This is a genomic window from Arthrobacter sp. GW822-FHT05G07, assembly GCF_058799755.1.
Genome location: NZ_JBXALT010000008.1, coordinates 206,505 through 217,912 on the forward strand (window position 1 = coordinate 206,505; position 11,408 = coordinate 217,912).

Genomic DNA, 11,408 nt, shown 5'->3' on the forward strand with positions numbered 1-11,408 from the left:
TACTGAAGTAGCCCAGCTCTTCTTATCCCCGGAAAGGCTGTTAGGCCGTCAGCTTGGGCTTTACATCCTTGGTGTAAATGCCCTCGAGGGTCTTCTTCAGCTCGTTCATGGTTGCTTGGACGTCTCCTTGTTGCGTCAGGATCTTGGCCGCTGACTTGGCCATCTCCTGGTCAGCTCCGGGCAGGAACACGCGGGCATTGTCTTGAACCTTGGTGGCGGCGAGCTGGTCCATGGCGGTCTTGATCTGCGGCGTGGCTGCAAGAACGGCCGACATGTCAGCGGAAAGCCTGGTGGGCATGTAGCCGGTGGCTGCCGAGAATGCCGCAGTGTTCTCAGGTTCGGTCATGAACTTGAGGAAGGTCGCCGCGGCCAGCTGCTCTTCCTTGCTGATGCCGCTGGGGATGCCCAGGCCCGCACCGCCTGTGGGGCAAACGCCGCTGGGTGCCTCCGGGCCGCCGGGCAGGAACCCGACGCCCACGTTGAACTTGGCTGCCTTCAGGACGCCAAGCAGTGAGCCAGTGGAGGAAATCGTGGACGAGGTGATCCCCGCGGCAAAGTCGTCCGCTGCCTCCTTGGACGAGACGCCGGCCCAACCATCCTTATAGATGGAGTCCTGCGCCCACTGCAGCGCGGCGACGGACTGAGGAGAATCGCACGTGATATCCCAGTCCTTTGACCAGCTTCCGCCCCAGCCCCACAGGTTGTTCTGCAAGGTCCAGCCCGCGTAGCCAGCCAGGGCCGGGTAGATGTAGGCGTACTGCGCACCCGACGTCGCCTTCAACTTGGGTGCCCACTCGGCAAATTCCTGCCACGTGGCCGGCGCCCGGTCCGGAAGGCCGGCGGCCTTGAAATGGTCCTTGTTGTAATAAAACAGCGGGGTGGAACGGCCGTAGGGGAGCGCCCACTGCTTGTCCTCGTACTTGTAGTCATCCACCAACGACTTCTGGAAGTCGTCGATCTTGATGTCCAGTTGCTTCACCAGGCCATCGATGGGGATGATGCTGCCGTTCGAGTAGTAGCGGAACCACCAGACATCCGAGAGCACCACCAATCCGGGGAGGCCCGTCTTGGCTGCCTGGGACGTCTGGAACTTCTGGGCGATCTCTTCGTAGTTGGCGCCGGCCGTCACCAGGTTCACCTTGATGTCAGGGAACTTGGCATGGAACTTCTCGATGATCGCCTTCTCCACATCCTGGGACTTACCAGGGTGGTTGGTCCAGAAGTCGATGGATGCGGCGGGCTTTACGCCGCTGAAGTCGATAGTTGCGGTGTCGACGGCGTCTGCCGTGCCCGCCGTCGACGGTCCGCCGCAAGCGGCGAGAGCCGCAGCTCCGGCGCCGAGGCCCGCCAGGCCCAGGAAATGTCGGCGGTCAAGGTTGGTGCGCATGGTGTTTCCTCTCAATAACTTACTTCGATGCGAATGGTGCGGTTGGAGAAAATCAGCCGGTGACACTGCCTTGGGTCAGCCCGGCAACGATGTATCGCTGGAGTGCTGCGAACACCAGCAGGATGGGAACGATCACCAGCACAGCGCCCGCCATGAGGATGCCCCACCCGGCGCCGTTCCCCTCAGAGTTCTGCAGCAACGTGAGGCCCACGGGAAGCGTCATGGTTTCAGGGCGGTCAGTGATGATGAGCGGCCAAATGTAGTCGTTCCATTCACTGACCACGGTCACCAGCGCCACCGTCGCGATGGAAGGAACAGACACCGGGACAATGATCTGCCACAGCCGGCGCCAGTGGCCGGCGCCGTCGATTTCAGCTGCTTCAAGAATCGACGGCGGTAACGTGAGGAAGTGCTGGCGCAGCAAGAACGTGCCAAACGCCGTCCCCAGGCCCGGAAGGATGATGCCCCACAGAGTGTTCTTGCCGCCCATGCCCGCGATGAGGATGTAGTTGGGCAGGATGGACACCTGCGCCGGAACCATGAGCGCCACCAGAATCAGCACGAAGATCACGTTCTTGAACGGGAAACGAACGAACACCAACGCGTAAGCCGTCAGGATCGCCAGGATGACCTTGATGGACGAACCCACCACCGTAACGATCAAGCTGTTGGCGAAGAACTGCGCGAACGGAACCGTGGTCATCGCCGTGGCGTAATTCTCCAGGTTCAGGGACTCCGGCAGGATCTTGAGATCCATCGTGACAATCTCGCCCGGTTGCTTGAAGGAACTCAACACCATCCAAAGCAACGGCAGGAACACCACAAGCGTGGCGATGATCAGGGGCACGTAACCGGTTGCCACGGTCCGGATGAGGTTGGCTTTGGATAATGGTCGCGGCGGCTCATGCGGCGCCATCTCCTGCATGGTCTCCTGTGGAGAACCAACGACGACGGCGGGTGGAGGCGTGCTCATGAATAGTGGACCTTTCGCTCAACGAACCGCAGTTGAAGAACAGTGATGATCAACAGGATGGCGAAGAGAATCACCGATATCGCGGCCGAATAGCCAGCCCTGTTGTAAGCCCCGAACGCCTGCAGATAAGCCTCGTAGATCAACGTGCTGGTGCCGTTGCCGAGCGGAGTCATGATGCGGATAAGGTCGAAAGCCTGCAAAGAGCTGAGCATGGTGGTGATCAGCAAGAAGAATGTGGTGGGGGAAAGCAACGGCAAGGAGATATTGAAGAACCTTCGTGCACTGTTGGCCCCATCCAGAGCCGCAGCTTCCATCACATCGCGGGGCAGGGACTGCAAGCCGGCCAGGTACACCACCGCGCAATAGCCCAAGTTCTTCCAGACGTACACGATGATCACCATCACCAAAGAGAGCTGAGGATCATTGATCCACTGCGGGCTCTGTTGGCCAAGGCCGCGCAGGACCCAAGCGAGTACTCCATAGCCGGGGTCAAAAATGAACAGCCACACCAGGCCAACACCCACGCCGGACAACACGTACGGCGCGAACACGGCCGACCGGGCGAACGTGGTGCCGCGGACTTTGGAGTTCAAGGCCAAGGCAACCAACAGGCCAAGGACCATCGAACCGCCAACCGTCACCAGCGTGAAAATCGCAGTAGTCCCAAGGACTTTGGACGCGTCCTCACCTGTGAAGAACGTGACATAGTTCTGCAAGCCCACCACCGTGGCCGAAGCCGAACCGAGCGTCCAATCCAGAGTGGAGTAGTAAATGTTGTTGATCAGCGGCCAATAGGTGAAGGTGCCGATCAACACCAAGTTCGGCAAGGCCATGGCAAGGAACACCAGGAATTCCCGGCGACTGCGGGCGGACCAGCGCTTTCGGTCCGGTCCGGCCTTTGCAGGCGCGGCGGGTGGGGCCGGAGGTTCGATGCCCGGCCTGTCTGCAGGCACGGTGTTGCTGCTGTGAATCTGTCGGGTAGTCATGAGTCACTATCGGTTTTGGGCGAATGTGGAGCGCCGCCTCCCGGAGCGGGGCAGCGAAGACAGGGCTAGCTCACCACACCCACAGAGGCCCTCCGGACCAAAACGGGGAGCTGTAGCGATAGTTGGCTTACACTTCCTAACCCGTTTACTCAGCGTTACTCGCCCGTTCGTATTTGAGGCTCGGCTCCCACTTCGTGGTCGGGTCCGTGCCCTGCTGGCGAACTGGACCCCTCTGCGCGCTCGGTCGTGCCTCCCTTGGATGCGCGCTGCCGGGGTCCAGCCCGCCAGCAGTCCTGTGGGGGCCGAAGGTGGAGAATGGAGCCATGAATTCGATCACCGATGTTGCTGGCATACGGGTTGGGCATGTGCAGAGGGTGGGGGAGGGGTGGTTGTCCGGGGTTACTGTGGTGCTTCCTCCGCCGGGGACCGTGGGGTCTGTCGACGTGCGCGGGGGTGGACCCGGGACGCATGAGACCGATGCGCTGGATCCGACCACATTGGTTTCCACTGTGGATGCCGTGGTGCTAACAGGTGGCAGCGCGTTCGGCTTGGCCTCGGCTACCGGGGCGCAGTTGTGGTGTGAGGAGCAGGGGAGGGGATTCGCTGTTCCCGGGACTGTGGTGCCGATTGTGCCGGCGGCCGCCATCTTCGACGTCGGACGGGGCGGCGACGTGAAGGCCCGACCCGGTGCGGACATGGGCTACCAGGCAGCCGCCGCAGCCTTCGCCTCAGGCGACCACGCCGCCGTCGAACGTGGAAACGTGGGTGCCGGTACGGGGGCCGTTGTTGCGCGTGGCCACTACAAGGGCGGGGTCGGTACGTCGTCCATCACTCTCGATGGCGGGGTGATCGTCGGAGCCATTGCCGTGGTGAACGCGATGGGGGCGCCGGTGTTTGGCCCTGCGGACCTGCAGCCCTCTGCGCGCTCGGTCGTGCCTCCCTTAGACGCGCGCCGCCGGGCCCCAGGCCCGCAGGATCAGCCGGGTGTGCCGTTCGCGACACCGCCGCAGGGGCTCAACACCACGTTGGTGGTGATTGCGACGAATGCCGTACTCGATGTGGCCGAGTGCAAGCGGACTGCATCTGCCGGGCATGCGGGGCTGGCCCGGGCCTTGGATCCGTCCCATACGTTGGCGGACGGAGATACCGTGTTCGCTTTGGCGACTGGCGCCGTCGGGCTTGACCGTAGCACTGAGCAGGCACGGCAGGTGTCGCTGATAACGCTCCAAAGCGCCGCGGCGGAAGCCGTCCGGCTGGCCATCCTGGATGGCATCCTGGCGGCCGAAAGCGTGTCGACGGAGGCCGGTGACTTCCCCGCCTATCGGCAAGCGGGGGAGTGACGGCTGGAGGTACGTGCGCTACCATAGACGGATTTAACTTTCCGGCCACATTGGCGTAGAGTTATTTGTTGGTTGTCTGTGCAGCCACGCCCTTTTTAGTGTCGTGGTTCCAAGAGGGCCAAGCAAACAAAAAACGTCCGCTGGATCTTCGGTGCCTAACTGGAGGACGGCGGCAAACAACAGTTAGCGGAGGATATGGCCAAGAAGGACGGGGTCATTGAGATCGAGGGCGTTGTGACTGAGGCGCTGCCCAATGCGATGTTTCGTGTTGAGCTCACCAATAAGCACGTCGTTCTCGCACACATCTCTGGGAAGATGCGACAGCACTACATTCGAATCCTCCCCGAGGACCGGGTAGTGGTTGAGCTGAGCCCATACGACCTCACACGTGGTCGTATCGTCTACCGCTACAAGTAAATTGCTGGGCGGCAAGGCAATAGTGCCTAAGCCGCTCCAGCAGATCAACTGCAAAACACGCAAAGGAACGCCATGAAGGTCAAGCCGAGCGTCAAGCAGATCTGCGACAAGTGCAAAGTGATCCGCCGTAACGGCCGGGTCATGGTGATCTGCGAGAACCCGCGCCACAAGCAGCGCCAGGGCTAATTCCCCTTCCGGGAATCTGCGTCCGCAAGGACAAACCTGGGCTGCTAGCCCACGCAAGTAAATAAAGGCAGCACAAGCTGTGCCAGGACTGCATTACAGAGCCTGGTCAGCGAACCCCCGGTCGGAGGCTGGGGCCACACTGAACGTGTGGGTGTACTGCCTACGACCTCCGGTTTATTCAAGGAGTACTGCCACTATGGCTCGTCTCGCTGGCGTAGACATTCCCCGCGAAAAGCGGTTGGAAATTGCGCTTACTTACATCTACGGCGTGGGCAAGACCCGTGCACACGAAACCCTGGCTGCCACCGGCATCAGCGCTGACGTTCGCGTCAAGGACCTGACTGACGCCGAGCTGGTCCAGCTGCGTGACTACATTGAAGGCAACTACAAGGTTGAGGGTGACCTTCGCCGCGAGGTAGCCGCTGACATCCGCCGCAAGGTAGAGATCGGCAGCTACGAAGGCCTGCGCCACCGCAAGGGCCTGCCCGTACGCGGACAGCGTACGAAGACCAACGCTCGTACCCGCAAGGGCCCGAAGCGCACCGTCGCCGGCAAGAAGAAGGCCGGACGTTAATCCCTCGGGATTGATCCGGTTTTCCCCCGATAACTTTCTGTAGGAGAAACAATGCCCCCGAAGACTCGTGGAGCGGTTCGTAAGCCGCGTCGCAAGGATAAGAAGAATATTGCGCTTGGCCAGGCGCACATCAAGAGCACCTTTAACAACACCATCGTGTCCATCACGGACCCGAACGGTGCTGTAATCTCATGGGCTTCCGCCGGTGAGGTTGGCTTCAAGGGCTCCCGTAAGTCCACCCCGTTCGCTGCCCAGATGGCTGCCGAAGCTGCTGCAAAGCGCGCTCAGGAGCACGGTCTGCGCAAGGTTGACGTATTCGTCAAGGGCCCGGGATCCGGACGCGAAACCGCAATCCGTTCGCTTCAGGCTGCTGGCCTCGAGGTTGGCTCCATTCAGGACGTCACCCCCAGCGCCCACAACGGTTGCCGCCCGCCGAAGCGCCGCCGCGTCTAATTAGGTCTTCCCCGCCTGACCGGCCGGGCCTGCTATGGATGGTTTCGATCATCCATCAGCATGGCCCGGCTGGTCAGGCTGGAAACCGAAGCCGATTTCCACCACCTGTGTTGCGTCATATAGCGGATGCTCGCCGAAAGGAAACCTAAGTGCTCATTGCACAGCGCCCCACCCTGTCTGAAGAAGTTGTATCCGAGAACCGCTCCCGTTTCATCATTGAACCGCTGGAACCGGGCTTCGGCTACACCCTCGGAAACTCCCTCCGCCGTACCCTGCTCTCCTCCATCCCCGGTGCCGCTGTAACCAGCATCCGGATCGATGGCGTGCTGCACGAGTTCACCACGGTTCCGGGTGTCAAGGAAGATGTCACCGAGATCATCCTGAACATCAAGAACCTTTCGGTTTCCTCAGAGCACGATGAGCCGGTTGTTGCTTACCTGCGCAAGCAGGGCCCCGGAGTCGTCACCGCCGCGGACATCGCTCCGCCGGCCGGCGTCGAATTCCACAACCCGGATCTGCACATTGCCACACTGAACTCGAAGGGCAAGTTCGAACTCGAACTGACCATCGAGCGCGGCCGTGGCTACGTTTCGGCAGCTCAGAACAAGTCCGGCGACTCCGAGATCGGCCGTATTCCGGTTGACTCGATCTACTCGCCGGTCATGAAGGTAACTTTCCGCGTGGAAGCTACCCGTGTTGAGCAGCGCACCGACTTCGACAAGCTCATTGTCGACGTCGAGACCAAGCAGGCCATCGCTCCGCGCGATGCTGTTGCTTCCGCAGGCACCACCTTGGTGGAACTGTTCGGTCTGGCTCGTGAGCTGAACACCGCAGCTGAAGGTATCGAGATTGGCCCGTCGCCGACGGACGCTGCCCTGGCAGCGGACATGGCTCTGCCGATCGAGGATCTGGACCTCACCGTCCGTTCCTACAACTGCCTCAAGCGTGAGGGCATCCACACCGTGGGTGAACTCGTTGCCCGCTCCGAGGCTGACCTGATGGACATTCGTAACTTCGGTGCGAAGTCCATTGACGAGGTCAAGGCAAAGCTCGTGGAACTGGGTCTGTCCCTCAAGGACTCCCCTCCCGGTTTCGATCTCGCAGCCCGCGCCGCAGCCATCGAAGAGGACGACGCCGCGTTCAGCGACGACGAGCTCTAAACAGCAGATCTTGGCCGCCGGGTCCAGTGATGGACCTGACCGGCTTACATAACAGGAGAAATAACTATGCCTACCCCCACTAAGGGTCCGCGCCTCGGAGGCGGCCCGGCTCACGAGCGCCTGATGCTCGCGAACCTGGCAGCTGCTCTCTTTGAGCACAAGCGCATCACCACCACGGTCACCAAGGCCAAGCGCCTGAAGCCGTACGCAGAGCGTCTGGTCACCTTCGCCAAGCGTGGCGACCTCGCTTCCCGCCGCCGCGTTCTCGGCCTGATCAGCGACAAGGGCGTTGTCCACGAGCTGTTCACCGACATCGCCGGCGCCGTTGCTAACCGCGATGGTGGCTACACCCGCATCACCAAGATCGGCAACCGCAAGGGCGATAACGCTCCCATGGCTGTCATCGAGCTCGTTCTCGAGCCGGTTTCCCCGAAGCAGGCCGTTGTTGCTGAAGCAACCGCTGCCGCTGCCAAGGCTGCTCCGGCTGCCGAGGAAGAGGTCGTTGAGACCGAAGAGGCTCCTGCCGTTGAGGCAGAGGCTGCTGAAACCGAAGAGGCTCCTGCCGCTGAGGCAGAAGCTGCTGAAGCTGAAGCTGCTGAAACCGAAGAGGCTCCGGCCGCTGAGGACAAGAAGTAATTCACTGAATTCTTCACAGTAGACTTAAGTCTATGAACGAACGAAAACCCGCTGCCCCCGTTATGGGGGGCGGCGGGTTTTTGCGTGTCCGGCTTGATCTTTCCTACGACGGCGGCCCTTTCAGCGGGTGGGCTCTGCAGCCAGGTCTCCGGACCGTGCAAGGATCCCTTGAGGAAGCTTTGGCGCTCCTCCTGCAGCGACCGGTTCGCGTGACAGTTGCAGGCCGGACGGACGCCGGCGTCCATGCACGCGGTCAAGTGGTTCACCTGGACCTGACGGAAGCCGAGTGGCTGTCACTGCCGCGCGGGCACGAGCTCGATCCCGCCGTCGCGCTTTTACGCCGACTCCGCGGCGCTTTGAGCCGCATTCTCGGCGATCTGACGGGGTCCATTGAAGTGCACGACGCCGGTCTGGCGCCGGAAGGTTTCGACGCCCGCTTCTCAGCGTTGTGGCGCAGGTACAGCTACCGGATTGCCGACGGTCCGGAACGTTGGGACCCTGTGCTGCGGGGAATCACTTTGTGGCATAAAGCGCCTTTGGATGTTGAGCTCATGAATCACGGTGCCCATTCCCTGCTGGGCCTCCAGGATTTCCGTTCTTACTGCAAACCCCGCGAGGGAGCCACCACCATCCGTGAGCTGCAGCAGTTCTCGTTTGCTCGTGGAAGCGACGACGTTATTGTTGCCACCGTGCAGGCCGATGCGTTCTGCCACAATATGGTGCGGTCCTTGGTTGGTTCTGCGCTCCGCGTGGGGGAGGGGTTGGAAACTCCGGGTTGGTTGCACTCACGTCTTCTCGAACGCAAACGCGATGCCAAATCTGTGCTTGCTGCTCCGCATCCCTTGGTGCTGGAGCAAGTCGCCTACCCGTCCGATAGCGAGTTGCTGGCGCGGGCCGAGCTGACGCGGGCCCGGCGAGAGTAGACCATACCGTCGAAGAACTACAGAGGCTGACCGTCCTCACGGCGCGGTCCGTTCTCAGGGCGCGGTCCATTCTCGGGGCGAGGCGGTTCTTGCACCCAAGGCATCTGTGGACCGGCAGGCATAGCGGCTGCGGCGGCCGGCTTGGGCCGTTGGCGCATCGCCCGGGTGAGGAAGATAGCCATGACGGCGAGGGCGAGCACGAGGCCTGCCAGTGTCACGATCATCCACAGCGGAATCTCAGTACCGGTCGACGTGACGGCGGTCGGGTTCTCAACGGCAGCCGCAGGGGCTGCGGACTGTGACGCCGGCTCAGCCAACTTGACTCTATTTGCTGTCAGGAATTCCCGGAGCGTTTCCGTGTCGGTGATGTAGTTAGCTTGTCCAGCCCCTTGGTACACGTAGGCGGAATTGATGCCAATGACTTGTCCCTCCTCGTTGACTGAAGGCCCTCCGGACATCCCCGGGGTGATGTCGGTGTCGATCTCCGTGCGGGGAACACCTTGCGTTGAATAACTGCGTGAGCTCACGGCTCCGGATCGGTACGACGGCTTTTGCCGTTCCACATCCGAGGTTGAGCCAACGAGATCAGGAAAGCCAATAGAGGTGACCTTCTCGCGGACTTTGGGTGCCTCCGGGCCTATCGACAAAGCGGGGGTGTCTTTCATATCGGCAATGCGCAAGAGGGCGTTGTCGCCCTTCTCAAAACCTTGTTTGGCGATCAGCTGCGCTGTAATGGCGGTTTTCCCGCTGAGAACTCCGCCATCGATGCCCGAGGGCTGATCAATCTTGATGGATGGCTCGCCCAGGCTCATGGGCCAGTCAACGTCCTCAGCCCTGACCCCCGTCAAGCCCTGCTCTTCAATGACGTTCGAGTAGACGCTTACACGAAGTCCGTCGTCAGCCTCGACGCAGTGGCCGGCAGTTGCCACGTGCCCTGTGTCGCTGACGAACCATCCCGTGCAGTACGCGTAGACGGTGGTCCGGTACGTTTCGGTGGTTCCGTCCTTGAAGGGCACCTGAACGGAAGCGCTCCACGCAGTGTCCACCCACACAATGGACTTGTCGATGGTGTCCGCGTTGATCTCGGCTGCTGCAGGCGACGCGGCCAGGATCGGTGCTGTTAGCAGTGCCGCCAAGCAAGCCGGTATAGCGAGTTTCTTCTCCGGCTTCTTGACCGTCTCTGACCTTTTCATGATCATTCCCTAGGCTTTGATATGGGCAGACGTTGGGCGGATCCCAGGCTGTACGTGGAGTGTAGAAGAGTGGTTCAGTGCTTGGCACGAGTAGGGCGTACTCGACTTCCGTGAGGAGTGCTACCTGAACCCTCCGGCAGGTACTCGTTTGACCAGAAGTGGCTACTGGCTGAATGGGTCTGTTGGAGGACCCCCTCCCGGCTCTGGGTACCGGAAGGGGGCCGATGTGGCCGCCCGTGGTCTGGGATCCGCGAACGGCCGGTATTTAGGGCAAGAACACCAGAACCCTAAAAAGTGCCGGCCAGATTAGTCATCACATTGAGGACGGCCGGACCCATGATGACGATGAACAGCACTGGCAGGATGCAGAACATCAAAGGGAACAGGACCTTCACAGGCAGCTTCATTGCCTGCTCCTCCGCCCTTTGGCGGCGTTTGATACGCATTTGCTTGGCCTGGGTCCGCAGGACGTTGGCTATGGCGATCCCATAGGTATCGGCCTGCACTATGGCCCCGACGAATGCCCTGAGGTCGTGGACATCCACACGTTCGGCCAAAGCCACGTATGCTTCCTTGCGGCTGCGTCCCGCCTGCATGTCCTGCAGTGTTCGGAGCATTTCCATGGCCAGCGGTCCCGAACCATTCTGCCCGGCCCGGGCCATGGCCCCTTCAAAACCAAGGCCGGCTTCAACGGAGATGAGCATCTGGTCCAGAGTGTTGGGTAGCTCAGTTTGGATTGCCTTTTGCCGTTCGGCAGCGCGGCCGTGGATGATCAGGTCCGGGATGAAGTACACCAGCAACACTGCGGCCAGGTACAGCAGGAAACCCTGGCCCGAAGGGGCTCTCAGGAAGAACAACAGACCCACGAGGCCTGCTGCCAAGGCCAACGCTGGTTTGAGGATCAGGAGGCGTCCCAGGGGCATTCCCGCTGGTCGGCCCAATTTGGCCAGCAACTTGTCCAGCCAGATGGTGTAGCCCTTTGGGGTGAGCTTTGCACCCAGACGATGCAGGTTGAATGCTGACGGCTGTGCCCCCAAGTCAGTGGCCATTCCTGCGCTTCGACTCAAGTTGGTACGGACGGTTGCGAGGCCAGTACGGTCTACTGAAATGAACGCCCATGCCATAAAGGCGATGGGAACTACGATCAAGGCGACGGACGCCCATGCAATAACGTTCATGG

General features: G+C 61.1%; 13 protein-coding genes. 8 read left to right on the forward strand and 5 right to left on the reverse strand.

Annotated elements, in window-relative coordinates; all coding sequences use genetic code 11:
• Positions 1–40: 40 nt before the first annotated feature.
• The 3 genes from AC1RJY_RS15460 to AC1RJY_RS15470 are packed head-to-tail and all read right to left on the reverse strand — an operon-like array spanning position 41 to position 3,346.
• Positions 41–1,387 (reverse strand): ABC transporter substrate-binding protein, encoded by a 1,347-nt coding sequence (locus AC1RJY_RS15460; RefSeq protein ID WP_498602662.1) that lies wholly within the window; start codon positions 1,385–1,387, stop codon positions 41–43.
• 52 nt (positions 1,388–1,439) lie between these two features.
• Positions 1,440–2,360, reverse strand: a complete 921-nt coding sequence (locus AC1RJY_RS15465; RefSeq protein ID WP_014922383.1) for a carbohydrate ABC transporter permease — start codon at positions 2,358–2,360, stop codon at positions 1,440–1,442.
• Positions 2,357–3,346, reverse strand: a complete 990-nt coding sequence (locus AC1RJY_RS15470) for a carbohydrate ABC transporter permease (protein ID WP_014922382.1) — start codon at positions 3,344–3,346, stop codon at positions 2,357–2,359. Before AC1RJY_RS15470 ends, AC1RJY_RS15465 begins: the two co-directional genes overlap by 4 nt.
• A 323-nt stretch (positions 3,347–3,669) precedes the next feature.
• Between AC1RJY_RS15470 and AC1RJY_RS15475 the strand changes: the two genes are divergently transcribed.
• The 8 genes from AC1RJY_RS15475 (at position 3,670) to truA (ending at position 9,035) form a co-directional block, all read left to right on the forward strand.
• Positions 3,670–4,686, forward strand: a complete 1,017-nt coding sequence (locus AC1RJY_RS15475) for a P1 family peptidase (protein ID WP_498602663.1) — start codon at positions 3,670–3,672, stop codon at positions 4,684–4,686.
• Between the two features lie 195 nt (positions 4,687–4,881).
• Entirely contained in the window at positions 4,882–5,103 is a 222-nt protein-coding gene (gene infA, locus AC1RJY_RS15480; RefSeq protein ID WP_011775571.1) for a translation initiation factor IF-1, read from the forward strand.
• A 72-nt stretch (positions 5,104–5,175) separates the two neighbouring features.
• On the forward strand, positions 5,176–5,289 hold the full coding sequence (gene rpmJ, locus AC1RJY_RS15485) for a 50S ribosomal protein L36 (RefSeq protein WP_011775570.1): 114 nt from the start codon (positions 5,176–5,178) through the stop codon (positions 5,287–5,289).
• 196 nt (positions 5,290–5,485) lie between these two features.
• Positions 5,486–5,863, forward strand: coding sequence for a 30S ribosomal protein S13 (gene rpsM, locus AC1RJY_RS15490; protein WP_011775569.1), 378 nt, complete (start codon positions 5,486–5,488; stop codon positions 5,861–5,863).
• A 51-nt stretch (positions 5,864–5,914) separates the two neighbouring features.
• A complete protein-coding gene (gene rpsK, locus AC1RJY_RS15495) occupies positions 5,915–6,316 on the forward strand; it encodes a 30S ribosomal protein S11 (protein ID WP_014922380.1) in 402 nt (133 codons plus the stop codon).
• A gap of 149 nt (positions 6,317–6,465) precedes the next feature.
• Complete coding sequence (locus AC1RJY_RS15500) at positions 6,466–7,476, forward strand: DNA-directed RNA polymerase subunit alpha (RefSeq protein WP_011775567.1); 1,011 nt, start codon at positions 6,466–6,468, stop codon at positions 7,474–7,476.
• Between the two features lie 66 nt (positions 7,477–7,542).
• Positions 7,543–8,112 carry a 50S ribosomal protein L17 gene (gene rplQ, locus AC1RJY_RS15505; protein ID WP_043470498.1) on the forward strand — a complete coding sequence of 190 codons (570 nt, stop codon included), beginning with the start codon at positions 7,543–7,545 and terminating at the stop codon, positions 8,110–8,112.
• A 32-nt stretch (positions 8,113–8,144) separates the two neighbouring features.
• Positions 8,145–9,035 (forward strand): tRNA pseudouridine(38-40) synthase TruA, encoded by an 891-nt coding sequence (truA, locus tag AC1RJY_RS15510; protein ID WP_498602664.1) that lies wholly within the window; start codon positions 8,145–8,147, stop codon positions 9,033–9,035.
• Between the two features lie 17 nt (positions 9,036–9,052).
• Here the strand turns inward: truA and AC1RJY_RS15515 are convergent, their stop codons facing one another.
• Together AC1RJY_RS15515 and AC1RJY_RS15520 are read right to left on the reverse strand one after the other, a co-directional pair.
• Entirely contained in the window at positions 9,053–10,228 is a 1,176-nt protein-coding gene (locus AC1RJY_RS15515; RefSeq protein ID WP_498602665.1) for a S1 family peptidase, read from the reverse strand.
• Positions 10,229–10,515: 287 nt separating this feature from the next.
• Entirely contained in the window at positions 10,516–11,406 is an 891-nt protein-coding gene (locus AC1RJY_RS15520) for a type II secretion system F family protein (RefSeq protein ID WP_011775563.1), read from the reverse strand.
• Positions 11,407–11,408 lie beyond the last annotated feature (2 nt).

Bases quoted from the DNA above. Each gene is read 5' to 3' on its own strand.
- AC1RJY_RS15460 (WP_498602662.1), bottom strand. From the start codon at position 1,387: ATGCGCACCAACCTTGACCGCCGACATTTCCTGGGCCTGGCGGGCCTC.
- AC1RJY_RS15465 (WP_014922383.1), bottom strand. From the start codon at position 2,360: ATGAGCACGCCTCCACCCGCCGTCGTCGTTGGTTCTCCACAGGAGACC.
- AC1RJY_RS15470 (WP_014922382.1), bottom strand. From the start codon at position 3,346: ATGACTACCCGACAGATTCACAGCAGCAACACCGTGCCTGCAGACAGG.
- AC1RJY_RS15475 (WP_498602663.1), top strand. From the start codon at position 3,670: ATGAATTCGATCACCGATGTTGCTGGCATACGGGTTGGGCATGTGCAG.
- infA (WP_011775571.1), top strand. From the start codon at position 4,882: ATGGCCAAGAAGGACGGGGTCATTGAGATCGAGGGCGTTGTGACTGAG.
- rpmJ (WP_011775570.1), top strand. From the start codon at position 5,176: ATGAAGGTCAAGCCGAGCGTCAAGCAGATCTGCGACAAGTGCAAAGTG.
- rpsM (WP_011775569.1), top strand. From the start codon at position 5,486: ATGGCTCGTCTCGCTGGCGTAGACATTCCCCGCGAAAAGCGGTTGGAA.
- rpsK (WP_014922380.1), top strand. From the start codon at position 5,915: ATGCCCCCGAAGACTCGTGGAGCGGTTCGTAAGCCGCGTCGCAAGGAT.
- rplQ (WP_043470498.1), top strand. From the start codon at position 7,543: ATGCCTACCCCCACTAAGGGTCCGCGCCTCGGAGGCGGCCCGGCTCAC.
- truA (WP_498602664.1), top strand. From the start codon at position 8,145: ATGAACGAACGAAAACCCGCTGCCCCCGTTATGGGGGGCGGCGGGTTT.
- AC1RJY_RS15515 (WP_498602665.1), bottom strand. From the start codon at position 10,228: ATGAAAAGGTCAGAGACGGTCAAGAAGCCGGAGAAGAAACTCGCTATA.
- AC1RJY_RS15520 (WP_011775563.1), bottom strand. From the start codon at position 11,406: ATGAACGTTATTGCATGGGCGTCCGTCGCCTTGATCGTAGTTCCCATC.